General features: G+C 66.8%; 24 protein-coding genes. 19 read left to right on the top strand and 5 right to left on the bottom strand.

Features of this window, described 5'->3' with window-relative positions; all coding sequences use genetic code 11:
* Positions 1-36: 36 nt before the first annotated feature.
* Entirely contained in the window at positions 37-621 is a 585-nt protein-coding gene (locus ACIBK2_RS21225) for a GNAT family N-acetyltransferase (protein ID WP_396969261.1), read from the bottom strand.
* A gap of 68 nt (positions 622-689) precedes the next feature.
* Positions 690-890, bottom strand: coding sequence for a DUF5988 family protein (locus tag ACIBK2_RS21220; RefSeq protein WP_396969260.1), 201 nt, complete (start codon positions 888-890; stop codon positions 690-692).
* 508 nt (positions 891-1398) lie between these two features.
* Between ACIBK2_RS21220 and ACIBK2_RS21215 the strand changes: the two genes are divergently transcribed.
* From ACIBK2_RS21215 to ACIBK2_RS21135, 17 genes are all read left to right on the top strand, one after another.
* The gene (locus tag ACIBK2_RS21215; protein WP_396969259.1) at positions 1399-2202 is read left to right on the top strand and encodes an IclR family transcriptional regulator; all 804 of its coding nucleotides are present in this window, start codon (positions 1399-1401) and stop codon (positions 2200-2202) included.
* A gap of 19 nt (positions 2203-2221) precedes the next feature.
* Positions 2222-2989: an SDR family NAD(P)-dependent oxidoreductase gene (locus tag ACIBK2_RS21210; RefSeq protein ID WP_396969258.1), complete on the top strand. Its 768-nt coding sequence runs from the start codon at positions 2222-2224 to the stop codon at positions 2987-2989.
* A gap of 328 nt (positions 2990-3317) precedes the next feature.
* Entirely contained in the window at positions 3318-4397 is a 1080-nt protein-coding gene (locus tag ACIBK2_RS21205; protein ID WP_396969257.1) for a fatty acid desaturase family protein, read from the top strand.
* Positions 4398-5038: 641 nt separating this feature from the next.
* Positions 5039-7153, top strand: a complete 2115-nt coding sequence (locus ACIBK2_RS21200) for an AMP-binding protein (protein WP_396969256.1) — start codon at positions 5039-5041, stop codon at positions 7151-7153.
* Positions 7154-7155: 2 nt separating this feature from the next.
* A complete protein-coding gene (locus ACIBK2_RS21195; RefSeq protein ID WP_396969255.1) occupies positions 7156-8199 on the top strand; it encodes a 3-oxoacyl-[acyl-carrier-protein] synthase III C-terminal domain-containing protein in 1044 nt (347 codons plus the stop codon).
* Positions 8200-8221: 22 nt separating this feature from the next.
* Positions 8222-10843: an aminotransferase class III-fold pyridoxal phosphate-dependent enzyme gene (locus ACIBK2_RS21190; protein WP_396969254.1), complete on the top strand. Its 2622-nt coding sequence runs from the start codon at positions 8222-8224 to the stop codon at positions 10841-10843.
* Between the two features lie 54 nt (positions 10844-10897).
* Positions 10898-11998 (top strand): acyl-CoA dehydrogenase, encoded by a 1101-nt coding sequence (locus ACIBK2_RS21185; RefSeq protein WP_396969253.1) that lies wholly within the window; start codon positions 10898-10900, stop codon positions 11996-11998.
* Positions 11999-12035: 37 nt separating this feature from the next.
* The gene (locus tag ACIBK2_RS21180; protein ID WP_396969252.1) at positions 12036-13514 is read left to right on the top strand and encodes an FAD/NAD(P)-binding protein; all 1479 of its coding nucleotides are present in this window, start codon (positions 12036-12038) and stop codon (positions 13512-13514) included.
* Positions 13511-15103 carry a DHA2 family efflux MFS transporter permease subunit gene (locus ACIBK2_RS21175; protein WP_396969251.1) on the top strand — a complete coding sequence of 531 codons (1593 nt, stop codon included), beginning with the start codon at positions 13511-13513 and terminating at the stop codon, positions 15101-15103. Before ACIBK2_RS21180 ends, ACIBK2_RS21175 begins: the two co-directional genes overlap by 4 nt.
* Before the next feature lie 30 nt (positions 15104-15133).
* Positions 15134-16228 carry a DUF3419 family protein gene (locus tag ACIBK2_RS21170; protein ID WP_396969250.1) on the top strand — a complete coding sequence of 365 codons (1095 nt, stop codon included), beginning with the start codon at positions 15134-15136 and terminating at the stop codon, positions 16226-16228.
* Between the two features lie 7 nt (positions 16229-16235).
* Positions 16236-17813 (top strand): S-methyl-5-thioribose-1-phosphate isomerase, encoded by a 1578-nt coding sequence (gene mtnA, locus ACIBK2_RS21165; protein WP_396969249.1) that lies wholly within the window; start codon positions 16236-16238, stop codon positions 17811-17813.
* Positions 17810-18379, top strand: coding sequence for a 1,2-dihydroxy-3-keto-5-methylthiopentene dioxygenase (locus ACIBK2_RS21160; protein ID WP_396969248.1), 570 nt, complete (start codon positions 17810-17812; stop codon positions 18377-18379). The genes mtnA and ACIBK2_RS21160 overlap by 4 nt, the downstream gene beginning before the upstream one ends.
* A 198-nt stretch (positions 18380-18577) precedes the next feature.
* Positions 18578-18847: a hypothetical protein gene (locus tag ACIBK2_RS21155; protein ID WP_396969247.1), complete on the top strand. Its 270-nt coding sequence runs from the start codon at positions 18578-18580 to the stop codon at positions 18845-18847.
* Between the two features lie 28 nt (positions 18848-18875).
* The gene (locus ACIBK2_RS21150) at positions 18876-19811 is read left to right on the top strand and encodes an SGNH/GDSL hydrolase family protein (RefSeq protein WP_396969246.1); all 936 of its coding nucleotides are present in this window, start codon (positions 18876-18878) and stop codon (positions 19809-19811) included.
* A 17-nt stretch (positions 19812-19828) separates the two neighbouring features.
* Entirely contained in the window at positions 19829-21097 is a 1269-nt protein-coding gene (locus tag ACIBK2_RS21145; protein ID WP_396969245.1) for an acyltransferase family protein, read from the top strand.
* 76 nt (positions 21098-21173) lie between these two features.
* Entirely contained in the window at positions 21174-22040 is an 867-nt protein-coding gene (locus tag ACIBK2_RS21140) for an alpha/beta fold hydrolase (protein WP_396969244.1), read from the top strand.
* Between the two features lie 31 nt (positions 22041-22071).
* A complete protein-coding gene (locus ACIBK2_RS21135; RefSeq protein ID WP_396969243.1) occupies positions 22072-22626 on the top strand; it encodes a TetR/AcrR family transcriptional regulator in 555 nt (184 codons plus the stop codon).
* A 2-nt stretch (positions 22627-22628) separates the two neighbouring features.
* On the opposite strand, the gene ACIBK2_RS21130 is transcribed toward ACIBK2_RS21135, so the two are convergent.
* Complete coding sequence (locus ACIBK2_RS21130) at positions 22629-23912, bottom strand: glycosyltransferase (RefSeq protein WP_396969242.1); 1284 nt, start codon at positions 23910-23912, stop codon at positions 22629-22631.
* Between the two features lie 60 nt (positions 23913-23972).
* On the opposite strand from ACIBK2_RS21130, the gene ACIBK2_RS21125 reads away from it, so the two are divergent.
* Positions 23973-24620, top strand: coding sequence for a TetR/AcrR family transcriptional regulator (locus tag ACIBK2_RS21125; protein ID WP_396969241.1), 648 nt, complete (start codon positions 23973-23975; stop codon positions 24618-24620).
* Between the two features lie 196 nt (positions 24621-24816).
* A complete protein-coding gene (locus tag ACIBK2_RS21120) occupies positions 24817-25722 on the top strand; it encodes a cutinase family protein (protein ID WP_396969240.1) in 906 nt (301 codons plus the stop codon).
* Positions 25723-25764: 42 nt separating this feature from the next.
* Here the strand turns inward: ACIBK2_RS21120 and ACIBK2_RS21115 are convergent, their stop codons facing one another.
* Complete coding sequence (locus ACIBK2_RS21115) at positions 25765-26496, bottom strand: copper homeostasis protein CutC (RefSeq protein WP_396969239.1); 732 nt, start codon at positions 26494-26496, stop codon at positions 25765-25767.
* 52 nt (positions 26497-26548) lie between these two features.
* Positions 26549-26977 (bottom strand): transposase (locus ACIBK2_RS21110; RefSeq protein ID WP_396969238.1); only part of this gene is annotated, 429 nt, incomplete at its 5' end.

Raw genomic sequence — 26977 nt, 5'->3', positions numbered from 1 at the left:
GACAGGAAGGTTCCGCCTGCCCAGCAGGCGGAACCTTCAGTCTGTTCGGGGTTCGTCGGCTTCGCGGAGATCCTCGGGCAGCAGGCTGAACAACATGGTGTCGCGCCGTCCGCCTTGAAAGCGCATGTAGGAGCGCATGATTCCCTCGAGGAAGAACCCGGAACGCACCGCGACGCGCTGCGAGGCGATGTTGTCGGGGGCGCAGGTGAGCTCCAGGCGGGCGATGTCGAGCACGTCGAACGCCCAATGTGCCAGCAGGCGAACGGTTCTGCTCGCCGCGCCGCGTCCTCGGGCCTGCGGTACGAGCCAGTAGCCGACGCCCGCGCGTTGCTGTTCGAGATCGATGTCGTACACCGAGCAACCGCCCCACACCTTGCTCGGATCGGCGGCGTCGACGATGGCGAGGCTGACTTTCTCGCCGCGCTCCCACTCCCGCTTCTCCTGATCGGCCTGCTCCCGTACGCGCGCCGCGGTGACCGGCTCGCTGGTCGACAACGAAAAGCGCTGGAACTCCGGATCGGCGTAGCCCGCGAGCCGCTGCTCGATATCGCCTGCCTGCCAAACGCGTAGCGCGACAACGTCATCGGTGAGTGGCGGATCGGGTACCGGTAGTACTGGCATGACCGACACGCTAACCGACATTCGCAGGGAATCGCGCGCTCCCTGTACGCAGTGGGCTCGTATCCGATTCACTCGGCGGCTCTGGTTCGGAACGACCAGAGGTAGACCGGAAGGTGGCGGCCGTCTAGTTCGACGTCGAAGCCGGTCGGATCGAAGTGTTCGTAGCCGCTCAGCCTCGGCACCTTGACCGGCGCGGACACCTCGGCCGCATCGATGTGCCAGAGCTGGGGTTCCGCGGATGGTCCACCGACCAGGACGATATCGATCATCTGTGACACCGTGATCACCTGTCTTGCTGTCTGCCGAGAAGGCCGGGGGATCCCGACTACTTCAGGACGCTAGGCCCGCGCACGGACGCTACGAAGCCAGTGTTCCGTGCTGTGGAACATCGATCCAATAGGGCGTTGCGTACTCCTCGGTGTGGTTATTGCTGTGGAATAGTCTGTGCCCGGCCGATAAACGGCGACGTTCGGTATTCATTCCGAATAGGTGAACTTACGGCACACAGTGGTCGTGCGAGACCGGCTATTCGATCATGAATGTGGGCCGGTAGCTGCGGCGGAGGTTCTTTGCACGGTGTACGTGCAAACGTCGCAGCGGGAGTGCCGCTTTCCGTCGGCGCTGTCGTAAAGTGCGTATTCGCGGGCTCGGGAAGAGGGCTTCATAAGGGAGTGGAAATGTTGATTGCTTTGCGTTTACGAGGCCCGCTCGTCGGCACGTGTAATTGTCCCGTTCTGTCGTCGAGCGCCGCAGCTCGCCGGGTCGAGCCGCAGTGCCATGCGTGAGTCGTCGGACGCCGACGACCTGGTGAGCCGGGCGGCCCGAGTGCTGGACCTGCTGGGGGACCAGGCGACGCCAGTGGCGCTCTCGCACATCGCCCGCGGGGCCGGTATCCCGAAGACCACCGTGTGGCGGCTGCTCAAGATCCTCGGCGCCAACGGTCTGGTCGAGCGGCAGGACGACGGCTACGTCGTCGGGCCGCGGCTGGTCCATATCGCGGCGCTGCCCGAAGACCACGAACTGCTCCGGGCATCGGCCGTGCCGTTCCTCGTCGATCTGCACGTGCGCACCGGGGCGATGGTTTCCCTCGGCGTGCTGGTCGGTTCGGAAGTGCGCTATCTGGAACGGATTTACGGGCATATGGCGGCGCGCACGCCGTCCTACGGCCGCACCTTCGCGCCGGCGCACTGCACCGCGATCGGCAAGATCCTGCTGGCCTACACCCACGACCGCGCCATCGAGCTGACCCAACCGGGCGCGCTCGTCGCGGTGACGCCGCGGTCGATCACCGATATCGATGAGCTGACCGCGCAGTTGGATGCGGCCCGCAGCATCGGAATCGCCGTCAACGACGGGGAATTCGTGCGCGGCGTCCGGTGTGTCGCCAGTCCGGTGCTTGACCGGCAGCGGCATCAGCCGATCGCGGCGGTGGCCATCGGCGACGCGACGTCGAGTCTCGACGTGGAGCGGGCCAGCAGGCAGATCCGGCAGACCGCCTTCGCCGTGTCCGTCGCGGTCCGGGCGGCGGCGCACGCGCGGCATGCCTCGACCCGGCAGGCCGATATGAGCCGCAGCTGCTGATTGATGGGATGATCGGCGGATGGATGCGGGTGTGCGGCGAGTGGCGTTGGTGACCGGAAGTTCGCGTGGGCTGGGGCGGGCGATCGCGCTGCGGCTGGCGCGGGACGGAATGTCTGTGGCGGTCAACGGATTACGTGAGAGTTCGGCGGCGCGGGAGGTCGTGCAGGCGATTCGGGACGCGGGCGGCGAGGCCGACCTGTTTGCTGCGGATGTAACCGATGAGGATCAGGTCGCGGGGTTGGTCGAGTCTGTCGGTGCGCGGCTCGGTCCGATCGATGTGCTGGTGTTGAACGCGACCGGCCCGCAACCGGCCGCCGCTATCACCGACACCGTGTGGGACGATCATCTGGCGCAGTTGAAGTTCTTCGTGAAGAGCCCAGTTCTGTTCGGGCGCACCGTGATTCCCGGCATGCAGGAGCGGCGATACGGCCGCATCATCACGATCGATTCCGAGGTTGCCCATCGCCCGCCGCCAGGAAGCTCCGCCTACGCTGTCGCGAAGAATGCCCAGATCGGTGTGGCCGAGAGTTGGGCACGTGAGCTCGCTCCCTTCGGCATCACCGTCAATACCGTTGCGCCGGGCTACATTCCGTTCGAGCGACATGATGAGCGACAGGAAGAAGTCGCGGCGATGGACACCGACGCGTATCTCGCGTCCGTGCCGGTTGGTCGACTGGGTGCTGTCGACGACGTGGCCAACGCCGTCAGCTTCTTCGCCTCCGACAGTTCAGGTTTCGTGACCGGTCAGCGCATCCTGGTCGACGGTGGTCGCAGCCTCGTGGCCTGACCCTGCCGCTCATCTTGTTCAAGCGACGCTCGAAGCGCCGGATCGCAGGACGCCGATCGGCCGGGCGGAGTTGTCACGCAGATGTGTCACCGATCCGGACATACGTTCATCTGATGGTGGTCTCGTCGCTCCATCCTGTATAGAGGCAGGCAAGCCGCAGGGTGCCGACTTCCGATACCCGATGTAGTCGGCCGCGGCTCGGCAGGCGACAGTTAGAGCCAAGAGAACACCCACTGCTAACAGGATGCGTAGGCGCCCCGTGGTAACAGGACGAACTACCGGCTCGGCGGCACCGAGATCCGCCGCGACCACGAGTACGGTCGCGGACGTGTTGGACTACATGGATCCCGGCGGCGACGACGCCGCGTCGACGGTGCAGACCCGTCCGCCCAAGCGTGGCAGTGAGTACGCGGTGCTGTTGCGTCGAGTGCGCGACGCGGGACTGCTCGACCGGCAGCTGCGGTACTACATCGGCAAGACCGCGGTCATCGGCGGCGCGTTCGTGGCCGGATGGGCCGCGTTCTTCTTGCTCGGTGACTCGTGGTGGACGCTGATCCCCGCGGTGTTCCTGGCGGCGGTGTTCGCCCAGATCGCGTTCCTCGGCCACGACGCCGGGCACCGGCAGATCTTCGGCACCCGGCGGGCCAACTATCTGTACGGGGTGATCGCGGGCAACCTCGGCATCGGGCTGAGTATCGGCTGGTGGACCAGCAATCACAACCGGCATCACGCGCACCCGAACACCGAGGGCGCCGATCCCGACATCATGGGCGTCCTGGCCCACTCCAGCGATCGGGCGAAGACCGGTAAAGGCTTCCGGCGCTTCATCTTCCGTCACCAAGGCTGGCTGTTCTTCCCGATGCTGTTGCTCGAGGCGGGCAGCCTGCACTTCTCGAGCGTGCGGGCGGTGCTGCGCTGGTCGATTCCGAACCGTGTCTGGGAGGGCGTCCTGCTCGCCGCACACGCCGCGGGTTACCTCGCCGCGGTGTTCCTTATTCTCTCGCCGGCCAAGGCGGTGGCGTTCATCGTGGTGCAGCAGGGCCTGTTCGGGTTCTACATGGGCTGCACCTTCGCGCCGAACCACAAGGGCATGGCGGTGCTTGCCGAAGACGACGCGACCGACTTCCTGCGCCGCCAAGTGCTCACCTCCCGGAATGTCCGCGGCAGCTTCGTCGTCGATACCGCGCTGGGCGGCCTCAACTACCAGATCGAGCATCACCTCTTCCCGTCCATGCCACGCGCCAATCTGCGCCGGGCGCAGCCGATAGTGGCGCAGTTCTGCGGCGAGATCGGGGTGCCTTATTGCGAGACCGGCCTGTTCGACTCCTATTCCCAGGCGCTGCGGCATCTACATACCGTCGGCCAAGCGACCCGGCCGGTCGGTTCTGTGAATCCGACTGAGGCATAACAACAGACATAACTGATCGATAATCCCAGGCCCCGCACGTTTCGACGTGCGGGGCCTGGCTTGTCTGTGCCGGGCGATGACTATCCGATGATCTTTTAATGATGAGGATTGATAGGACGAATGGCCGGTTCGATAGCTGGGGTCGGGATGAAAACGTGCTTGCAGATGTCGTAGACGTCTCATGTAGCGCGGAAAGCGTTGATCGCCAAATGTGTTGGCGCCTACAGAGTGAGTCTTTCAAATCGAGGATTGCATGTGATCTGGTCATCGGAGCGGGCGGTCCATAGACCCGGATATGCTCCCCCCAACTGGGGGGATGGACGGTCTGTCGAGCCTGTCGCCGTCTCCGACCGTCTCGCGCTGACCTGCGAGTATCGCTGATGCATGCGTACTGAGTCTTGCAGATCGAGAGACTCGGAAAGAAGCAGGCAGATTAGCGGCTAATTTACATGGATGTCATAAACGTGTATTTCATTGGCTACTGGTTGACCGAATCCAGTTAGCCCCGTTAATCTGATTCGCGGTTCCGCAACTCGATCCCAGTTCTCCGGGGTCGCAGGCCTCAAAGTCGAGGCAATATCCTTTGCGGGGGAATGATTCGATAACCATCGTGCGGAGCCGCGATCGATGTTGGGGTTTTCATGAGCAATTCATCGGACTATCCGCATGCGCCTTTAAGTAATTGGATGGACCTGCTAGACCTACGTGCCAATGAACTTGCGGATTGCACTGCGTTTGTCTTTCTCGACGAAGAAGGACAGCAGTCGGATACGCTCACCTATCGTGCTCTGCATCAGCGCGCCAGGGCCTTCGCGCACCGTCTGACCAGCGAAGTCAGCGCTGGCGACCGGGCGCTGCTGCTCCATCCGCCCGGCCTCGAGTATGTGGTCGCATTCTATGGCTGCCTGTATGCCGGAGTGATCGCAGTTCCCTTGTTCCCGCCGGAGCGAAATAGGGCCGAGCACGTGGACGTAGTGGCGCGGGACTGTGCGGCAAGTGTGGTCGTGACCAGTGCGAATGTGGCTGCCGGAATGGATTCGCTATCCGACGACCTGTTCATCAAGGGTTTGCCGCGAATTGTCGAATCTGCCGCGGTAGAAACTGGCGATGAGGTCACCGACGACGCAAAACAGACCACGTACCCGGAATTGTCGGTTACCGATATCGCCTATCTGCAATACACCTCCGGATCGACGTCGACGCCGAAAGGCGTGATCATCGACCACACGATGGCGCTGCATCAGTGCGCGGAACTGGTCTACGGCTGGGGAGTCGACAGCACCAGCGTCGTGGTCTCCTGGTTGCCGCACTTCCACGACTTCGGCCAGGTGAGCAGCGTGCTGATGCCGGTGTTCACCGGCACCAAAGCGGTGCTGATGGCGCCCGCCACCTTCGTGAAGAGCCCGATCCGCTGGCTGGCCGCCGTCTCGGAATACCGAGGCACACATAGTGGCTCGCCGAACTTCGCGTTCGACCTCTGCGTGGACAAGACCACGCCCGAGCAGCGCGCGGGGCTCGACCTGAGCAGCTGGCGGCTGGTGTCCAACGGCGCCGAGCCGGTCCGCAAGGCCACCCTGGACCGGTTCCGGACCACCTTCACCCCGCACGGCCTGCCGCGCACGGCACTCACCCCCGGCTACGGACTCGCCGAGGCCACCCTCAAGGTGACGTCCGGCTCGTCCGGCGTCGCGTTCACCTCCGCCCATTTCGACGAGACCGCGCTCGGCCTGCGTCGGGTCGAGCCGGCGACCGGACCGGCGAGCACCAAGCTGGTCGGCTGCGGCTGGGCCGTGATGGACACCGAAATCGCCATCGTCGCACCGGAATCCGGCGAACGCCTGCCCGCCGACACGGTCGGCGAGATCTGGGTGAGCGGGCCGATCGTGTCTCCGGGGTATTGGGGACGGCCGGAGGAGAGCGAACAGACCTTCCGCGCGACGATCGCCGGCGCCGACGACGGCAAGACCTACCTGCGCACCGGGGACCTCGGATTCCTGCGCGACGAAGAGCTTTTCATCTGCGGCCGGGTCAAGAATCTGATGATCGTCAACGGGGTGAACTACTACCTCGAGGACATCGAGGCCACGGTCGTCGTCAGCGACGATTCGCTGCGCGCCGGCGCGGTCATCGCCTTCGCGGTGGACCGGGACGGTCAGGAAAACCTGGTGCTGGTCGCCGAACATCGCGCCGACACCAGTCCGGCGCAGCTGGTCACCGTGGTGCACGACGCGGTCGCGCGCAAGCACGCGCTCGCGCCGTCGGTGATCGTGTTCATCAGCCAGGGCACCATTCCACGCACCACCAGCGGCAAAATGCGCCGCCAGCAATGCAAGGCCGATTTCCTCGCGGGCCGTCTGAGCGAGGTCCACCGCTGGGAGGGTCTGGTGACCATCACCGAAACATCAACCGCGCACGAAAATTCGGGCTCGCCGGGCATGCCGTCGATGCGCGAACTGGTGCAGCAGGGCCTGCTGACCCAGGTGCACGAGTGGATCGCCCAGCACATGGGTTCCGATGTGGCGCACGTGGATACCAGCCGCTCGCTGGTCGAGCACGGGCTCGGCTCGGTCGATCAGATGAACCTGCACGACCACCTGGAGACCTGGTCGGGCAAGCGGTTCCCGCCGGAGCTGATGTGGGACGCCGAAACCATCGACGACATGACCGGCCGCATCGCCGACCATCTCGTCCCCAATCCCACTGCGGCGCCGCTCGAAACGCCGGTCACCGATCCCACCGGCGTAGGAGCTCAGTAGCGATGAAGATCCGTTCGGTGGCCGCGGGCTTACCCGCCCGCACCGTGACCAATACCGACATCACCGACCTGATCGCCGAGCACAGCGCGGACTACTTCGAGGGTGACCTCGACGCCGCGCTGCGCAAGGTCGACTACTACCTGCGTTACGCGGGTTCGGAATCGCGGCAGTGGCTCGACGCCGGGGAACGACCCATCGAACTGCTCCGCGACGCGGCCAATTCCGCACTGGCACAGGCAGACCTGCGGCCGGACGACATCGACCTGCTGATCTACACCGGCATCGGCCGCGGCTTCATCGAGCCGGGCGGCGCGTATCACTCGGCCGCCGCGATCGGGCTGACCAACGCGCACTGCTTCGACATCCTCGATGCCTGCATGAGCTGGACCAGGGCCGTGCAGGTCGCCGAATCCCTGTTCCGGACAGGGCAATTCCGCAGGGCGATGATCGTCAACGCGGAGTTCAACCTGCGCTGGGGTGGTGCGGTGTTCCCGCACCTGTTCCGGATGCGGCAACTCGAGGCGCTGGAATCGACCTTCCCGGCCTACACCCTCGGCGAGGCGGCCACCGCGACCGTGCTCACCGCCGAGGACAACGAGCCGTGGGAATTCCACTTCGCCTCGCGCCCGGACCTGGCCCCGCTGTGCAATGTGACGCTCGACGGCTACGAGGGCTACTGCGAGCCGTCGGACAAGCTGGCCGCGAACGGCGTCGGCTTCTTCACCTCCTACGGCTTCGAGATGCACGAGGCGGGCGCAGCCGACGCGCACGCGGTCTTCGAGCGGCTCGACGTGCCGACCGACGAGGTGGCCGCGCTGTTCACCCACGCGTCGAGCAAGCGCTACTGGCAGAGCATGGCCGACAAGGTCGGCCTGGGCGACGTGATCCATCACGTCTACGACACCACCGGCAACGTGGTGTCCGCGTCGGTGCCCGCCGCCATCGCCTCCGCGGTCGCGGCCGGGCGATTACGCCCCGGCGACCGGGCGGTCGGCTGGGTCGGCAGCGCAGGCATGTCCTTCGGCGCGTTCTCCTTCGTCTTCTGAGCCTGATCGGAACTGGTTAACCATGCTCAAGCATCTGGCCAAGGCGGCCACCTTCTCGGCGCTCGGCGCCGCGGAGTATTCGATCGCGACGATCCGGCAGCGCGACGTCAAAGGCACCGAACAGCGGCGCGCGGACGCCATCCTGGAGTTCCTGCTCCGGATGGGCCCGATCTACATCAAGATGGGCCAAATCGCCGCCACCCGTTCGGATCTGCTACCGCCGTCCTGGGTGGACACCCTGCGCGTGCTGCAGGATCAGACGCCGCACATGTCGAAGGAGGCGTCGCGCCGGGCGATCGAACGCGAGCTCGGCGGGCCGATCGAAAACACCTTCCGTTCCCTCGATTTGGATCCGGTGGCCAGCGCGTCGGTCGCGCAGGTGCACATCGCCGAGCTGCTCGACGGCCGCAAGGTCGCGGTGAAGCTGGTCAAAGACGCGGTGCCGCAACAGATCGAGGAGAGCCTCAGCGCCATCGGCTCGGTACTGAAGGTGGTGCACCGCGCCACGCCGCGGGTGCGGGAACTGAACCTGCCCAAGCGATTCGACGAGGTGGCCCGGTTGCTGCGGCCGCAGGCCGACATGAACCACGAGGCCGAGCAGCAGCGGCGGATCGGCGCGAACTTCAAGGCGCACCCTTATGTTCAGGTGCCGACCGTGCTGCCCGAACTGGTCACCTCGCGCATGCTGGTGATGCAGTTCATGGACGGCATTCCCGGAAAGCTCTCCGAGACAGTGGGATTCCCGCGCGAGCGGCTGGCGCAGCGGCTGCAGGACGTGATCTACACGATGCTGTACATGCACGGCATCTGCCACGGCGACCCGCATCCGGGCAATGTCATGTTCACCGCCGACGGATCGCTGATCCTGCTGGACTACGGCGTCACGGTAGAGCTGAGCGAGGACGAGAAGTGGGGCCTGTCCTCGTTCTACTACGCCTGCACCCGCAAGGAGTGGGACGTGGCGATCGACCGCTTCACCCGCTACTTCGTGCTGACGAACAAGAAGCTCGACGCCGATCGCGAGACCTACAACGCCGAGATGGCCGAGGTGCTGCGCTACCACTTCGACATCAGCTCGAATCAGTGGTCGACCGTGTCGTACTTCAACGACGTGAGCAACGTGCTGCGCAAGTACGACGCGCAGTACACCACCAACTTCACCAAGGTCGAGCTGGTCTTCCTGTCTTGTGAGGGCTTCGCCTCGCAGATCGACCCGAACATCGACATCTGGGCCAACGCACGCAAGTTCACCGATCGCTACTCGCCCTACATGAACGCCGAGATCGAGAAGCGCTTCGAGACCGGCTTCGCCGCGCAGATGCCGACCTCGCTGGCCATGCGCGACCGGGCCCGCGACACGCTGGTCGCGCCGACCCACATCGACCGCTACTTCTTTCCGAGCGGGTTCCCGGTGTTCGTCAAGGAGGCCTCCGGCGGCAGCGTGCGCGACTTCGACGGCAACGAATACCTCGACCTGTCCGGCGGTTACGGCCCGCACCTGCTCGGCTACGCCCATCCGGTGATCAATGCCGCGATCACCGCGGGCACCGAACGCGGCCTGGTGAACGGCATCGGCAACGCGGCCGAGATCGAGCTGGCCGAGCTGCTGGTCGACGCGTTCCCCGCCGCGCACAAGGCAGTGCTGTGTAACTCGGGTACCGAGGCGATCATGATCGCCACCCGGATGTGCCGCGGCTATCGGCGGCGGACCATGGTGGCCAAGTTCGAGGGCCACTACCACGGCTTCTCCGATCAGGGCATGGTCAGCTCGTGGTTCCGGTTCTCCGGTGACAGCAAGCGGCCCGAGCCGGTGGCCGGTTCGCTCGGCTCTGATCCCGGCACCGTGGACAACACGCTGGTCATGCAGTACGGCGACATCAACGGGCTGGCGCGGCTGCGCGAGCACGCCGACGAACTGGCCTGCGTGATCCTGGAGCCGATGCCGACCTCGGTGGTGGCGCTGAAGCTGGAGTTCCTGCGCGAATTGCGCAAGCTCTGCACCGAACTCGACATCCCGCTGATCTTCGACGAGGTCGTCTCCGGCTTCCGCGTCGCCTACGGCGGGGTACAGGTCTTGGCCGATGTGCACCCGGACATCACCTGCCTCGGCAAGGTGATCGGCGGCGGCCTGCCGTGTGGCGCGGTGGTCGGCGACGCGCGGATCGTCGACCTGGCGAAGAGCTCGCAGGATCCGTTCTACGACTACGAGAACAAGGTCTTCGCCGGTGGCACGCTCAGCGGCAACTCACTGACCTGCACGGCCGGCCTGGCCGCCCTGACCTATCTGCGTGAGCACCAAGAGATCTACGTCGAACTGGAGGAGAACACCCAGCGCCTGGCCACCATGCTGCGCGCGGCCACCGAGCAGCGCGATATCGCCTGCCGGATCAACGCCCGTAACTCGATTTTCTCGCTCAACTTCAGCCACCGCGAGGCGGGGTTGTACCGAGAACGGATGGCAGGCAGCAACTTCAAGGCCACCATCGCGCTGGCCTACTACATGCGCAAGCACCAGGTGTATCTGCCTGAGCTGCACAGCTTCCTGATCAGCGCCGCACACACCACCGAAGACCTCGACCAGATCGCGAATGCGTTCGAGAAGAGCCTCGACGAGATGCTCGCCGATCAACTGTTCGTCGTCTGACCCCGCACCAACGAAACACTGGGGGGTCAATCATGGGAGATAGCAATGCGATTCATGTCGAGGGAACGAGAGACCGCCGAGCGGTACGTGCCCGGACTCGATGCCAAACTGGGCGAGGTTGCGCTTGACGTCCTCGAATCCACCGATAGTCCTGGACTGAGCCTGTTCCGGGCGGCCGGCGGCGCCGGCCTGCTGATCGGCAAGGAGGCGGGCGGTCTCGGCGCCTCGCTGCTGGAGGCCGCGCAGGTGCACCGGGTGCTCGGAAGTCGTTCCCCCTCACTGGCTATCGCGGTGAACATGCACTCGTGCACGGTCGCCGCGATCCCGCCGGGGCCGACCACCGAGGCCATGCTCGGCATGGTCGCCCAGGGCGGCCTGTATCTGGCGTCGGCGTTCGCCGAAGGCGTGCCGAGCGCGAGCGTCATCGCGCCCAAGCTGCGCGGCGAGCGGGTGCCCGGCGGCTGGAAGCTGTCCGGCAGCAAGAAGCCGTGCAGCCTGTCGCGGTCGATGGACATTCTCACCGCGAGCGTCATGCTGCGGCCGGACGGCGAGGACGAGGAACAGCTTGCCCTGGTGATCATTCCGGCGGATTCGCCGGGCATCGAGGTGCGTCCGCTCGGCAACGGGCTGGTCTTCCCCGGCTCGGAAACCGAAGAGGTCGTGCTGACCGACGTCGAGATCCCCGAGGAGTCGGTGTCGTTCTTCGGCAAGACCGACAGCTTGAACGCCGCGTTGACCGCGGGCTGGCTGACCTTCGAATTGCTGGTGTCGGCCTGCTATCTCGGCATGGCGAGTGGGCTGGCCGAGCAGGTGCTGAATCAGCGTCGCGGCAGTGCCGTGGATCGGATGCTGCTGGTGAGTGAGCTGGACGCCGGGATGGCCGGGATCGAGTCCGTCGCCATCGACATCATGAACGGTCGTGCCGACGCCGAAACCGTCGCGCGCGCTTTGCATGTGCGCTTCGCGGTGCAGCGCACCGTCGAGCGGACCTCGGCGCTGGCCACCGAGCTGCTCGGCGGCGTCGGCTTCATGGTCGGCTCGAGCGCGCTGTTCTACACCGCCTGTCGCGGTCTGGCCTTCCACCCGCCGTCACGGGTGAGCATCGCCGACCCGCTGGACCGGTTCCTGGCCGGCGAGGCGCTGATCGTCACGTGAGAGCTGTATCGCGAGAACAGGATTCGAGGTCGGACTGATGGGGAAAGACCCGGACACGGCGGTCGTCGTGCAGATCGGGCGCGGGCCGACCGGGACGGCGCTGGCCAGGCAGCTGCTGCCCGGCCTGCCCGCGGGCTCGCGCTATGTGGTGATCGACCGTGACCCGGTCGCGCCGCATCTCGCGTTCGGCACACCGGAGCCGACGCACCTGTTGAACACCAGGGCGGCCAAGTCGGCGCTGAATCTCGGTGACCCCGAGGAACTTCAGCGCTGGCTGACCGAACAGGCGGCGGTGACGGGGGAGCCGGTCGCGGAGTTCCCGTCCCGTGCGGCGTTCGGGCGGTACCTGCGGGACGTCTTCGATCAGGCCGTGAAGCAGGCGGCGGCCGCCGGTGTGGTGGTCGATCTCATTCAGGACAACGCCGTCGGGATCACCGGCGAGCCGGGAAACTGGTTGGTGCACTGCGCCGGTGGCGGGAGCTACCGGGCCGATCGGGTGGCGATCTGCGTCGGGATGCTGGCGCAGAACGATCCTTTCCCCGAATTGGCCTGGCAGCCAGGGTATTTCGACGACCCATGGCGGCTGCCCTCGGTGCCCGCCGACGCCAGCGTCGCTGTGCTCGGCACCCGGCTCACCGCGATCGACACCGGATTGACGCTCGCCGCTCGTGGCCACACCGGCCCGGTGCTGTTCGCCTCCCGGTCGGGGCGGCTGCCCCGGCTGCGCGGCCCGGAGACCACCGCGCCGGTGCCGCACGTCGACCAGTGCATGCGTGCCGCCGCGGACGCAGGCACGCTGCGGCTGGTGGACTTCGGGCGGGCGCTGATGGCCGACATCGAGGCGGCCTCGGCCGAACCGCCGGATTGGTCGCAGGTCCGCGACTGCGGTCCGACCACACGGGAGATGCTCGCCGCCGAACTGGCCGAGATCGAGGCGGGCACCGAACGCGGCTGGCAGCAGGTGGTCAACGGCGCCTCCCCGCTGCTGCTGCCCGCCTGGCAACTACTCGCCGAGGCCGATCGGGTGGAGTTCTTCGCCGAGTGGCTCACGCCGCTGCTGGTGCACGGCGCGCCGATCCCGCCGGAGACCGCGCGGCGGGTGCTCGACGCGATGGACGCCGGGCGGTGGCGGGTGCTGGGCGGGCTGTACCACGTGGTCGCCGACGACGACGGGTTCGAGGTGTTCACCGAGGACCACGTGCAGCAGGTGGACGTGGTGATCAACGCGACCGGCTCGGGCACCGACGAGCCCGCGCTGCGCACCGAACCGTTGCTCGCCGCGCTGCTCGACGCGAACCTGCTGACGGCGCATCCGCTCGGCGGGGTGCGCATCGACGTCAGCACGTTCGAGCCGCTCGACGGTGCCGGTGCACCGGTGCGCGGCATCCACGTGATCGGTGACCTGACCCGCGGTGCGGTGCTCGTCACCAACGACGTGATCGCACTGTCATTCCAGGCCGCACTCGCCGCGACGGCGATGCGCGCGAAGAACGAAGCAGGGGTGCATATTTCATGACAACATCGGCCGTGACCAGCACGACCTCGCGAACGAAATCGCTCGTGCTCGCAGTGCTGTGCCTGTGCGTCATCGCGATCTACATGGACGCGATGATCGTGAACCTGGCGCTGCCGAGCCTGGTACGCGAACTGGGTTCGAGTACCAGTGGGCTGCAATGGATCATCGACGCCTACGCGCTGACCTTCGCGGCGCTGGTGCTCGCGGCCGGCAGCCTCGGTGACCGATTCGGCAGGCGCTCAACGCTGTTGGCGGGTCTGCTGGTCTTCACCGTGGCGACCGGTGCGGGTGCGCTGTGCACCTCCACCGGTCAGCTGATCGCCGCGCGCACCGTGATGGGTCTCGGTGCGGCGCTGATCTATCCGTCGACGCTGTCGATCCTGACCAACGTCTTCGTCGAGCGCAAAGAGCGCGCGGCGGCGATCGGCGTCTGGGGCGCGGTGTCGGGCATCGGCGTGGTGCTCGGCCCGATCCTGGGCGGCGTACTGCTGGAGCACTTCTGGTGGGGCAGCGTGTTCGTGGTGGTGGTGCCGGTCGGGCTCGTGTGCATCCTGCTTGTCGCGCTGCTGGTGCCGAATTCGCGGGACCCGGAGACGCCGGGCCTGGACTTCCCGGGCCTGGTGTTGTCGACGACGGCGATCGGGCTGCTCGTCTACAGCATCATCGAGGCGCCGAACCGCGGCTGGCTGAGCGCGGTGAGCCTGCTCGGCTTCGTCGGCGCGGCAGCGCTTTTCGCCGGTCTGGTCTGGCGCGAACTGAACACCGCCCATCCGATGATCGACGTGCGGCTGTTCCGCAACCTGCGGTTCTCGGCCGCCTGCGCGACGATCACCATCACCTTCTTCACGCTGAACGGCTTCACCTTCCTGGTGACCCAGTACTTCCAGTTCCTGAAGTCCTACACTCCGCTCGGCGCCGGTGTCCGGCTCATTCCGGTGGCGGTCGCGATCATCATCGGCTCGGTGGTCGGCGGCAAGCTGGTGATCAAGCTGGGCACCCGGATCGTGGTGACGGCGGGGCTGGTGCTGATGGCCAGCGCGTACGCCTGGTTCTCGATCGACGGCATCGAGACCAGCTACTGGCTGATCGCGGCGCAGATGGTGGTGATCGGCCTCGGCATCGGCTCGGTCGCGGTGCCTGCCACCGAGGCCATCATGGGCGTGGTGCCCGCCGCCAAGGCGGGCATCGGGTCGGCAATGAACGACGCGACAAGGCTTTTCGGCGGCACCCTCGGCATCGCCGTGGTCGGCAGCGTGCACCACTCGCTCTACAACAACAAGCTGCCCGACGGCAGCGTGCCCGGTGTGCCACCGGAACTGCTGGAGCACAGCCGGGATTCGGTGGGTGCCGCACTGCAGGCCGCGGCGGGTCTGGCCGCGCGCGGCCAGAACGCGGTGGCCGAGGCGCTGGCCGATGGCGCGCAATCGGCCTTCCTGCACGGCTTCCAGGTGTCCTGCCTGGTGGTGACCGGCATCTGCGCGGTCGCCGCCGTCGTGGCGGGCACGCTGCTGCCCGCCCATCCGCCGGTGCCGGTGCCGGAGCCGGAGCCCGCACCCGCCGACGACAAGGCCGACGTGGCCAACGCATGACAACACGCTTTGCTCGGAGAGGTACACATCATGAAAAGTGCTGAAACCAACGAACGTTGGCTGCTGTACAGCACCTGCGACGAAGACTCCCGCTCGGAGCTGCGCGCGCTGGACATCGCCGAGGGCGACAACGTGCTCGCGGTGACCGGCAGCGGCTGCCGGGCGCTGAGCCTGGTGGTCGGTAATCCGGCCACCGTCACCTCGGTGGACAGCTCGGCCGGTCAGACGTATCTGCTGGAGCTGAAACTGGCTGCCATCCGGCACTTTTCGTACGACACGCTGCTGGAGTTCCTCGGCGTCGACGAGTCGGCGCATCGCTGGAAGCTGTTCGAGGAGCTCTCGCCGAAGCTCTCGCGGGGCGCGGTCTCCTATTTCACCAAGTACCACAAGGCGATCGAGAAGGGTGTGCTCCAGGCGGGCCGGCACGAGCAGCTGTATGTGCGGGTGGTCGCCCCGGCGATGCGGTTGCTCTATGGCGCGGGCATGCGTGAGCTGTTCAGCGCGCCCGATCTGGAGACCCAGCGCCGGATCTACCGCAACCGCATCGACGGCAAGCTGTGGCGGGCCATGGTGCGCAACGGTTTCACCGAACGCACGCTCAAGACGGTGCTCAACGACGACTCCTACCGGGTGGTCACCGACGTGCAGTCCTGCGGCGACTACGTGCTGGAGCGGCTGGATCACACGCTCACCAATCACCTTGCCAAGGACAATGACTGGGTCACCTTCATGTTCAACGGCAAGTACCTGAACCGAGAGGTGCTGCCGCACTACCTGTTACCCGACAGCGTGGCGGCGATCCGGGCCGCGGACACCGCCGTGAACGTGGTCAGGGCCGACCTGATGGATCACCTGCGCTCGCTGCCGGACCGGTCCGTCGACAAGTTCTCCCTGTCCGACGTGACCAGCTGCATCGACCGGGAGCAGTTCGGCACCCTGATGAAGGAGGTGGTGCGGGTCGCGCGGCCGGGCGCGCGGATCGTCTATCGCAATTTCCTGTCAAGGCACACGCCCGCACCCGAACTGCTGGACCTGCTGCACCGCGACGACGAGCTGTGTGCGGCGCTCTACCACGACGATTACGCGTTCGTGTACCAGTTCGAAGTGTTCACTGTCGCGGCCTGAGCGCATCATGGAACGCTCACTGGACTGGGTGGACGGCACCGTCCACGCCGTGGATCAGCGCGCACTGCCCGGCGAATACCGGGTCGTCGCGCTGGGCACGGTCGATGAGGTCATCGAGGCCATCAAGACGCTGACCATTCGCGGCGCGCCCGCGATCGGCGCGGCAGGGGCCCTCGCGGTGGCGCTGGCAGCCCGTAAGCACGGCGACGACCATGCCGCGGTGCGCGCCGACGCCGAGCGGATCGCGGCTGCCAGGCCGACGGCGGTGAATCTCGGCTGGGCGGTGCGCCGGGTGCTCAGGTCGGTGGCGGATGGGCCTGCGGCGGTGCTGGATACCGCCCTCGCGCTGCTCGCCGAGGACGAACAGGTCAATCGGACGATGGCGGCGCGAGCCGCCGACGAGGTGCTGGCGTTGTCGGGCCGGGATCGGCTGCGGGTGCTGACCCATTGCAACACCGGCAGATTGGCGACCGTCGCCTGGGGCACCGCGCTCGGCACGATCCGCGAGCTCGCCCAGCGCGGCAGGCTGGAATCGGTGCTCGCGGGGGAGACCAGGCCACTGCTGCAAGGCGCCAGGCTGACCGCGTGGGAACTGGCCGAAGCCGGTATCCCACACCGGATCTGCGTGGACTCGGCGAGCTCCGCGGCCATCGCGGCGGGTCTGGTCGACTGCGTGCTGATCGGCGCGGACCGGATCACCGCCGAGGGCGACGTCGCCAACAAGATCGGCAGCTATCCGCTGGCCCTGGCCGCAGCGCGGGCCGGTATCCCGTTCGTGGTCGTCGCGCCGGAATCCACTGTCGACGAGACGATTTCGGACGGTGCGTCGATCGTGATCGAGCAGCGCGCGGCCGTGGAGGTCACCTCGTTCGCCGGTCAGCCGGTCGCCCCCGCGGGCACCGACGCGTACAACCCGGCCTTCGACGTGACACCCCGCGATCTGGTCACCGCGGTGGTCACCGAACGACGCACGCTGCGCCCGGCCCTCGGCCACGGCATTCCGGCGGCCGCCGCACGGCTGTATCGGCGCGGCTGGTTGGACGGCACGGCGGGCAACCTCTCGGTGCGGGTGCCCGGCGGCCGCGCGCTGATCACCGCGAGCGGCCGGAGCAAGGGCGAGCTCAGCGCGGCCGACCTGGTCGCGGTGGACGCGGAAACCGGTGCGCCGGTGGGGGAGTCGGGCCGGCCGTCGGCCGAGGTCAGCATCCACGCCGCGCTCTATCGCGCCTTCCCGGACTGCGGCGCGGTCGTGCACGCGCACCCGCCGCACGCCACCCTGGTCGCGACGCAGGCCGGGCCGGGGACGGTGCGCTTCGGTGACTTCGAGATCGTCAAGGGCTTCGGGCCGCGCGGTGCGGGACCCTTCGCGGTGCCGGTGCTGGCCAATCACGCGGACGTGCCGCGCATCGCGGCCGAGCTCGCCGCACTGTGCATCCCGGACTCGCCGCCCGCGCTGCTGATCGACCGGCACGGCGCGACCACCTGGGGCCCCGATCTGGAAACCGCACTCAATCGGATGGAGTGCCTGGAAATGCTGTGCCGACTACATCTACGCAGCACAACGACCGAAGGAGGTCAGTCATGACCATCGTGCAGGTGATGGCCGAAGACGATCGCGACGACGTGCTGGTGCGCACCACCGACCGCGACGAGATAGCGAAACTGTTGCAGCCATTCGGCATTGAGATCGCCCAATGGCCGACCAAGGAACTCGACGACAGTGCCGAGGAAGCGGAAGTGATCGCCGCCTACCGCGCAGAAGTGGATGCCGTGTGCGCCTCCGGCGGCTACCAACTGGTGGACGTGGTGCGGATGGTGCCCGACCCGGAGAACGAGGGCTGGCGGCTGCGGGCCAAAGGCGCGCGGGAACGGTTCCTCGACGAACACCGGCACGCGGAGAACGAGGTTCGCTTCTTCGTCGAGGGCCGGGGTTGCTTCTATCTGCACATCGGCGACCGGGTGTTCGCGGTGGTCTGCGAGGAGGGCGACCTGATCTCGGTGCCCGCCGGGACCACGCACTGGTTCGACATGGGCGCGGTGCCTCGATTCTGCGCCATCCGCTTCTTCGAGGAGGCGGACGGCTGGATCGGTGATTTCACCGGCGATCCGATCTCGGGCAAGATGCCGACGCTCGACGAGCTCATCGCGTGAGTTCGGCGTCGGAAACGGTTGCACACCAGGGGGTCACCCGATTCGCCTGGAACGAGTTGGGAGAGATTGCTAATGAAACCGACCAATAATCGGAGCAGGTCAGCGCGGCGCGCCGTTGCGGCGGTCGCGCTGTGCGGCATCACCTTTGCGGCTTCGGCTTGCGGAGACGATGCGAAGTCGACGACGCCGAGCAGTTCGGTGGCACCGTCGCCGGCGCTCGCGCCCGCACCATCCAGTGCGGCACCCGAAGTCGCGCCGCCGCCCGCGCCCGCCCCCGCGCCGGAACCGGCCCCTGCGCCCGCTCCGGCTCCCGCGCCTGCCCCGGTACCCGCGCCTGCCCCGGCTCCGCAGCCCGCACCCGCGCCGAAACCCCAACCCCAGCAACCGCAACCGCAGCAACCGGCGCCACCCAAGCCGCAGCCGCCGACGTTGCCCGATCCCGGATTCGAACCGAAACCCGGCTACTGACTCTGCCGCGCACCCGACAAGGAAGCACATGAAGCTCTCGACCCGTTACCGCGCACTGGCCGCCGCCACCATGAGCATGGCGTCCGCGCTGCTGCTCGCCTCGGCCCCGTTCGCCTCCGCCGAGCCCGACGGCGGGAAATCCCTTGTGGTGCTCGGCGACTCGTTCACCGCGAACGGCGACATCGCCGCAGCACTGGAAAACGTGACGCCCGGTGCGGCACCGGACTGCTCGCACGGCCCGACCTCCTGGCCGACCCAGCTGGCCCAGGATCTCGGCATCTGGGGCACCAGCGATTTCGCCGACATGTCCTGCCGTGGCGCGTCTTTGGTGAGCGGCCCCGGATTCACCCTCGCGCACGAGGCGCGCGGCGCGGACGCGCAGGGCTCGTTCGGGCCACGGACCAAGACGGTGCTCATCCAGACCGGCCTGAATGATGCCTGGGGCGAGAACACGGTGCGGCTGCGGCAGACCCTGCTGAACTGCGTACTCGACGTGATCCGCGGTTGCGGCCCCGAGGCCGCGGAACAGGGCCGTGCCACCGACTTTCGCGGTGTGAACACCCAGGAGTACGTGAATCGCATCAAGCCGGTGGTGGATTACGTGCGGTACTACGCGCCCAACGCGCGGATCGTGTTCGTCGGCTACCCGGAGATGAACGCGCCCGGCCAGCAGACCTGGTGCGTCGACGTGCTCGGCGTCGGCTCCATCGTGCAGACCAGGGCCGGCTCGGCGATCCAGCTGTGGGACCGGATGGACGTGGCGCAGCGCGAGGCGGCACAGATCCTCGGGGTGGAGTTCTTCGACGCCAAAGCGGTCACCGCCGGGCACGGGCTGTGCTCGCCGCAACCATGGCTCGCGGGCATCCTCGACCCGCGCAGCGAGCTGATGGGCACCCCGGTGCATCCGTCCTCGCACGGTGACGGGGTCGTCGCGGCGGCGCTACAGCGGCTGATCGCGGGCTGATCATGGTGAGCGCGCCGGTGGCGGTATCGCGGGAGGTCGAGCGGCGGCGGCCCGCGCTGCCGTCGCTGACGGGCGCCAGGTGGTGGGCGGCGTTCGCGGTATTCCTGTTGCACGCCTTGGTGTTTCTGCCGGTGTATCCGTTCCAGAAGTCCGAGCTGTTCCGGCACATTCACCAGGTGATGCCGATGCAGCTCGGCGCCGCGGGCGTGACGTTCTTCTTCGTGCTGTCCGGGTTCATCATCTTCTGGTCGTTCAAGCCGGGAAGTTCGGTGCCGCGGTTCTATTGGCGGCGGGTGTTGAAGATCTATCCGACGCACCTGGTGGCGGCGCTGGCGTTCATCGTGCTGGCCAGCGTGCCGCTGCATCGGCTGGTGCTGTGGGTGCCGAACCTGTTGCTGGTGCACACCTGGGTGCCGAAGTGGACGACGGTGGGCGGGCTGAACGTGCCGTCCTGGTCGCTGTGCTCGGAAATCCTGTTCTACTTCAGCTTTCCGCTGCTGCTGCCGCTGGTGCGGCGGATCCCCAGCGGTCAGCTGTGGTGGTGGCTGGGCGGGCTGCTCGTGCTGATCCTCGCCATCCACACGGGGTACTACCTCTGGGTGGACGGGCCGAAGGGCATCGCGAATACCTTTGCCCCACGGCTGGTTCCGGGGGACGACTCGCCGTACTTCGAGTTGCACGCGTCGCAGGCGTGGTTCCGGCAGCCGGATATCCCGGTGTCGCCGTCGTATTGGCTCAGCTACAACTTCCCGCCGTCGCGGCTGCCGGAGTTCTTCCTCGGCGTGCTGGCCGGGCGGCTGGTGCTGGAGGGGCGCTGGCGGCTGACCAATGTGCGGTGGCCGCTGTGCGCGCTCGCCATCGCCTACGTCGCCACCTGGGTGGTTCCGGTGAACTACAAGATGTCGGCGCTGCTGGTCGGACCGATGACGGCGGTGGTCGCCACCCTGGCGGCGCGCGATCTGGCCGGGATTCGCGGGCTGAACTCGACGCCGCGGATGGTGTGGTTCGGCAACATCTCCTATGCGTTCTACCTGATTCAGTTTCCGGTGATGGTGCTGGTGACCCGATTCTTCGTGGGCGGCAAGCAATTCGGGCTGTTCGGCTGGCTCGGCTGGGCCGGGCTGAGCCTGGTGCTGTCGACGCTTGCCGCCGCGGCGATCTATCACTGGGTGGACGATCCACTGATGCGCCGGTTCTCCGGGCGGCGGTCGAAGGGCGGTGCCGACGATTCCGGTGCGGGGGTGACTGTCGGTGCGCCACACTCGAAACCAGCATCGGCGCGATAGCCGAGCGGCCCATCGGCAGTAGACATACATGCGGTATGTATGTAAATCTTAGGGTGCCTACCAAACCGGAGGGAACATGGGACACAGTACTTCGCTCGGCCCGGCACATGAGGTGGATCTGCCCGGCGGCCGAATTCGATACCACGACACGGGATCCGGCGCGCCGGTGGTCTTCGTGCACGGACTGCTCGTCAACGCGAATCTCTGGCGCAAGGTGGTGCCCGCCATCGCCGCCGCGGGGCATCGCTGCCTCAGCCCCGACTGGCCGCTCGGTGCGCACTCGATCCCGGTGCCCGACGCCGACCTCACGCTGCCCGGGCTGGCCGATCGGATCGCGGACTTCCTGACCGCGCTCGACCTCACCGACGTCACCCTGGTGGCCAATGACACCGGCGGTGCGATCGTGCAGGTGCTGCTGAGCCGGAGCACCGATCGGATCGGCCGGGTGGTGCTGAATTCGGTGGATTGTTACGACCGATTCCTGCCGCCACCGTTCAACATTCTGCCGCCGATCGCGCGGATCCCCGGTTCGATTCGCCCGGTGACCGAACTGCTGCGCATCCGGGCACTGCACCCGCTGCCGATCGCGCTCGGCTGGGTGGCCAAACACCCTGTGCCGCATGATGTTATCGACTCCTACCTGCTGCCGAGCCGCAACTCCGGCGCCATCCGGCACGACCTGCGCCGCTTCCTGAAGGCCGTGAGCAGCCGCTACACCCTCGAGGCCGCCGAGCACTATCCGGAGATCGAGATCCCGGTGCTGCTCGCCTGGGCCAGGGACGACAAGCTGTTCCCGATTCCGCTGGCCGAACGGCTCGTCAAGGAGCTGCCGAACGCCACCTTGCGTTTCATAGAAGATTCCTATACCGCGAGCCCTGAGGACCAACCGGAGTTGCTTACCGAGCTTATTTTGGAGTTCACTCGGCTCCATGCAACACCGTAGTCAAGAAGAACGTTCGCGTAGTACCCGGACTGTGCTGGAGCAGGCAGGCCGAAAGTTGTTCGCCGAGGACGGTTTCACCGCCGTCTCGGCGGAACAGATCGTCATCGCCGCGGGCGTCACCCGGGGCGCGTTGAACTACCACTATGGCGACAAGCGCGGCCTGTTCCTGGCCGTGCTCGAGCAGCTGGAGGTGGAGAACACCGAGGAGATCGAGGCGGCGATCGCCGCGGCGCCCGCGTCGGATGATCTGTTGGCCACCATGGCGATCGGGCTCGGCGTCTTCCTGGAGATCTGCCAGCGGCCTGAGATGGTCCAGATCGCGCTCTCGGACGCGCCCGCGGTGCTCGGGTGGCAGGCGTGGCGGGAATTCGAGACCCGCCACGGGCTCGGCCTGATCGTCTCGCAACTCGAAAGCGCCCGTGCCGCAGGGTTGATCGTCGACGCGCCGATTCCGATGCTGGCGCAGTTGCTGCTCAGCGCGGTCACCGAGGCGGGGCTGATCGTCGCGCATGAACCCGATCCGCGCACCGCGCAGGTCGAGGCGCAGCGGGCACTGATGGCGCTGATCGCGGGCCTGTTGCGCTGAGGTCAGCGGCCTCCGGCAGGTTCGTGGGTGCGTTGCGACGCGAGTTGCTCCAGTAGGTCGGTGCCGCGACCGACGGGGTTCTCCTTCGGCGCTGAATCGCGCACGCGCACTGCCGCTTTGCGGTATCTGTCGTCGGCGAGCACGGTCGCGACCGCAGTGCCGATCGCCTCGGCAGTCGGCGTCTCGGTCCTGAGGTCGATACCGATGCCCGAGTGGGCGACGCGGGCGTTGACGTCCTTCTTGTCCTCGGTGGTGCCTGCGACGACCAGGGGGACGCCGTGCGCGATGGCTCGTTGTACGCCGCCGAATCCGCCGTTGGTGACCAAAACGTCTACGTGCGGCAGCAATTCGTCGAAGGGGATGAAGCGCTCGGCAACCGCGTTGTCGGGCAACGGATTCAGCGACTCGATCGGCGCGCCGCCTGTTGCAGCTACCACGAATACGTCGCGGTCGGCGAGCGCCGCCAGGGTCGGCCGCAGCACCGCAGCGGGGTCCACTGCGACGGTGCCCTGGGTGACGAGCACGACGCGGCCCTCGAGTCGGTCCCACCACGCGGGCTTGTCGTAGGCGGTCGATTCGGCGATGGGATAGCCGAGGAAGTGGACGTGCTCGGGGAGGTCGCGGCGCGGGTATTCGAATCCGGGAGGCGACAGTTGCAAGTAGAGCTGGGTTCGCGCGGCGTAGGCCAACGGGTTTCGTTGCGCGCGGGGCAGGCCGATGTGCTGGCGCACGTCGTCGGCCACCCGTACGGACGGTGCCAGCGCGACTCTGCGGACGATCGTGTTGAGGAATCGATTACGCGCCCGATTGAACGGAGCGCCGATCGGTGTCATGCCCAATCCGGCGGGCGGTGCGTCGACGCTCGGGAACAGCAGGGGATTGACGCCGATCGTCGCGGTGGGCACCCCGGTCGATTCGTGCAGCCACGGCACCGCGACCGCCCAGGTGTCGCCGACGACGACATCGGCGGGCGGCATCGCCGACAGCGCCGCGAAGTGCGCGCCGGCCGGTCGCAGGAAGATGTGCTCCAGATCGAAGCGCGCCTGCGGCAGGCCGTTCAGCGCGGATCGTCCGGGGAAGGCGGTCTCGAGGTCGGACTGGTCGTAGTCCAGTTCCGCCGCGATCGGCAGGAATTCCGCGCCGGTCGCCAGCACCGCGGCGGCCATGCTCGAACCGGTGTACCACCGGACCCGGTGGCCGCGGCGGACGAGCTCTGCGGCGAACGGCGTCAGCGGCAGGGTGTGCCCGGTCTGCGGCACCGTCACGAAGAGAAAATCGGTGCTCATGGCCACCTTTCGAAAGTTCATCTGTACGATGCAGTATTGAATACTATTGAGGTGGAGTCAATGGCGGCTTACAGTTCGAAGCTCCGGTCCGAGCAGGCGGCGGCGACCCGATCCCGGGTGATCGCCGCGGCGGGCGAGTGCTTCATCGCGAACGGGTATGTGGCGACGACACTGCGGGTGATCGCCGAACGCGCGGGCGTCTCGGTGGAGACGGTCCAATCGACCGGCGCCAAACGTGCGCTGCTCATCGCCGCGTTCGATCAGATCTATACGGGCGAGGACGGCGAGCGGCACTTCGCCGAGCGCGACGACGTCGCGCAGATCCTCGGTGACCCGGACATCGCCGAAGCCATCCGCCGCCTCGCCCGCTGGATCGCCGACAACAACGCTCGGGTCGCCGGACTCTGGCGCATCATCACCGCAGCCGCGACCGGCGACGCCGACGTGGCCGACTACCACCGCGAACACCTGGCACGGATGCGCGGGCAGACCGCGGACATCCTCAAAGGTCTGATCGAGCGTGGACTCATCGCGCCGAAACGATCAGTCCAGGAAACCGCGGACCTGGTGTGGAACTCGCAGATGCCAGATGTTCACTCGCGGCTCGTCGTCGATGCAGGCTGGACCCACGACGCGTATGTCGACTGGCTCGGTGAGACTTTCCTCGATCTGTGCCGACCGGTCACCAACTCGAAATCCGCGCGTTAGCGCGAATACTCCTCACGTACTGTCGAACAGGCTGGCGCCGGACGGACTTTCTGGGGACACTGATCCCTAGCTGCGGGGACGTTCCCGACGACAACTTGAAGTATCCACCTGAAGAAAAGACAGTCATCGGCGCTCAAACGGACACCGAGCGCCTTCGCCGACCGGGCAATGCCCGGCAGTGAACACGGAGTACACGATGTTATCGCGATGGAAGAACACCGCCGCTTGTGCGGCAGCGCTGGTCACGGCCGCCCTACCCTTCGGCGTCGCCGCGACCGCGCAGGCCGCGCCGCAGGACTGCCCCGAAATGTATGTCGTAGCGGTTCCCGGTACCTGGGAGACCTCGAACACCGAGCCGGGCAAGGGGATGCTCGCCGCGGTCGCCGACAACTTGCCGGGCAACGTCCGCACCGACTATGTGGTGTACCCCGCGACCGCGTTTCCGTGGGAGGGCGACGTCTACGGTCGTTCCAAGGGCGAAGCAATCGACCACGCGCGCGGCCTGATCTCCACGATGGCGCAGCACTGCGACAACACCCGATTCGCGCTGCTCGGCTACAGCCAGGGTGCGGACGCTGCCGGTGACCTGGCCGCCGAGATCGGCACCGGACTCGGTGTGGTGTCGCCCAACCGCGTCGCGCTCGTCGGACTCATCTCCGATCCGCGTCGCTCGCCCACCGACACCCTGATCGGCCCGCCCGTCCCAGGTGCGGGCGCGGGCGGCCCGCGCATCGGTGGCTTCGGCTGGCTCAGCCCGCAGACCTACACCTTCTGCGCCGCAGGCGATCTCTACTGCGCGACCCCCGACGGCGACTTCGCCGCCCGCTTCGCCGGCCTCTTCGCCCAGATCTCCAACCCCAACCCCGCCCTGTTCGGCAACTACCAGCAGCAGGCGAACCAGCTCATCGCCGACGCCCTCGCCGCCGGCGGCCTCGGCCTGCTCGCCGACCAGCTCAACAACTCGGCCTACGAAGAGCGCAAGCGCCAGGTCGACGACTTCCTGAAGTCCGGCATCCACCAGAGCTACCCCGGTTACGCCATCGGCGGCGGCGCGACACCGCTCACCTGGCTGCGGCAGCGCCTGATCGAGGCGAGCCGCTAGAGCCGACAGCGGTCCGGCGATTGCCGCCGGACCGCAACGCACTCAACGGCTTCGAACAAGCTCGCAGAGCGCGGCCACCTCGGCCGGGTCGGTGTCGAAATGATCAAACCCTTGGGGGACACCGACTCCCGCGAACAGCGCCGCACTGTCCGCGTCCCCGGACACTGGGGTTCGCACAGCCGCATGCAGAGCCGAGACCCCGGTCGCTTCGATCGCCTGAACAGCATTCGACGGCCGCACGCCGCCACACGCCATCACCTCGATCGCCGTACCAGCCTGCCGCACCAGCTCTTTGATTACAGGTGCACCGTCCAGAACAGAACGCTGCCTACCCGATGTCAACACGCGAGTGAAGCCGAAGGCGATCGCCTGATCCAAGGCACGCTCCGAAGACGCACTGACATCGATCGCCCGATGAAACGTGACCTCCAGGTCTTCAGCCGCATCCACAAACGCCGCACAAACCGGGTCCAGCGCACCGGCCGCATCGATCGCACCAACCACAACCCCGTCCGCACCCGCCGCACGAGCCGCCCGAATATCCCGGACCATCACCGAAACCTCATCAGCCGAGTACCGAAAATCCCCCGACCGCGGCCGAATCAGCACGTGCACTTGCGTTTTCACAGTCCGCCCCACCGCATCCTCAATCAACGCCAAACTAGGCGTCAACCCCCCATCAGACAACCCACTACACAACTCAACCCGATCCGCCCCCGCCTCCTCAGCAACCCGCACCCCACCAACCGACTCAACACAGATCTCTATGCGCACAGCAGCGAGTATCCACCACCCACAATGAACCGTCCCGAGTTTCCGGCCGGCTTCATGGTTGAGTCATCACCGGCTGGGATGGCTGTTGTTGAGCGTAGTAGGCGGCTTCGTACTCGGCGGGTGGGATGTGTCCGAGCAGGCTGTGTAGCCGCCGGTTGTTGTACCAGTCGACCCATTCCATCGTCGCGTACTCGACGTCGTCGAGTGACCGCAACGGCCCGGTGAGAAACGGACTGCCACCGGCGACGGCTTCGGTCTTGAACAACCCGATCGTCGACTCCGCCAACGCGTTGTCATACGCATCGCCGACACTGCCTATCGACGCTGCGATCCCTTCGGCGACAAGGGTTTCCGCGAACCTGATCGAGGTATATTGCGACCCGGCATCGCTGTGATGAATCAACCCTTCGGCCACAGCGTGACCGTCATGGTCACGTCGCCACAATGCCATCTTCAACGCAGAAGTGACCATCGCGGTGTC

This window comes from Nocardia sp. NPDC050175, assembly GCF_044459885.1.
GTDB lineage: Bacteria > Actinomycetota > Actinomycetes > Mycobacteriales > Mycobacteriaceae > Nocardia.
The sequence above is the reverse complement of the archived record's forward strand: the minus strand, read 5'-3'. Positions and strand labels throughout refer to the sequence as shown.

Coding starts and splice junctions, on each gene's coding strand:
- ACIBK2_RS21225 (WP_396969261.1), bottom strand. CDS start 621: ATGCCAGTACTACCGGTACCCGATCCGCCACTCACCGATGACGTTGTC.
- ACIBK2_RS21220 (WP_396969260.1), bottom strand. CDS start 890: ATGATCGATATCGTCCTGGTCGGTGGACCATCCGCGGAACCCCAGCTC.
- ACIBK2_RS21215 (WP_396969259.1), top strand. CDS start 1,399: ATGCGTGAGTCGTCGGACGCCGACGACCTGGTGAGCCGGGCGGCCCGA.
- ACIBK2_RS21210 (WP_396969258.1), top strand. CDS start 2,222: ATGGATGCGGGTGTGCGGCGAGTGGCGTTGGTGACCGGAAGTTCGCGT.
- ACIBK2_RS21200 (WP_396969256.1), top strand. CDS start 5,039: ATGAGCAATTCATCGGACTATCCGCATGCGCCTTTAAGTAATTGGATG.
- ACIBK2_RS21195 (WP_396969255.1), top strand. CDS start 7,156: ATGAAGATCCGTTCGGTGGCCGCGGGCTTACCCGCCCGCACCGTGACC.
- ACIBK2_RS21190 (WP_396969254.1), top strand. CDS start 8,222: ATGCTCAAGCATCTGGCCAAGGCGGCCACCTTCTCGGCGCTCGGCGCC.
- ACIBK2_RS21185 (WP_396969253.1), top strand. CDS start 10,898: ATGTCGAGGGAACGAGAGACCGCCGAGCGGTACGTGCCCGGACTCGAT.
- ACIBK2_RS21180 (WP_396969252.1), top strand. CDS start 12,036: ATGGGGAAAGACCCGGACACGGCGGTCGTCGTGCAGATCGGGCGCGGG.
- ACIBK2_RS21175 (WP_396969251.1), top strand. CDS start 13,511: ATGACAACATCGGCCGTGACCAGCACGACCTCGCGAACGAAATCGCTC.
- ACIBK2_RS21170 (WP_396969250.1), top strand. CDS start 15,134: ATGAAAAGTGCTGAAACCAACGAACGTTGGCTGCTGTACAGCACCTGC.
- mtnA (WP_396969249.1), top strand. CDS start 16,236: ATGGAACGCTCACTGGACTGGGTGGACGGCACCGTCCACGCCGTGGAT.
- ACIBK2_RS21160 (WP_396969248.1), top strand. CDS start 17,810: ATGACCATCGTGCAGGTGATGGCCGAAGACGATCGCGACGACGTGCTG.
- ACIBK2_RS21150 (WP_396969246.1), top strand. CDS start 18,876: ATGAAGCTCTCGACCCGTTACCGCGCACTGGCCGCCGCCACCATGAGC.
- ACIBK2_RS21140 (WP_396969244.1), top strand. CDS start 21,174: ATGGGACACAGTACTTCGCTCGGCCCGGCACATGAGGTGGATCTGCCC.
- ACIBK2_RS21130 (WP_396969242.1), bottom strand. CDS start 23,912: ATGAGCACCGATTTTCTCTTCGTGACGGTGCCGCAGACCGGGCACACC.
- ACIBK2_RS21125 (WP_396969241.1), top strand. CDS start 23,973: ATGGCGGCTTACAGTTCGAAGCTCCGGTCCGAGCAGGCGGCGGCGACC.
- ACIBK2_RS21120 (WP_396969240.1), top strand. CDS start 24,817: ATGTTATCGCGATGGAAGAACACCGCCGCTTGTGCGGCAGCGCTGGTC.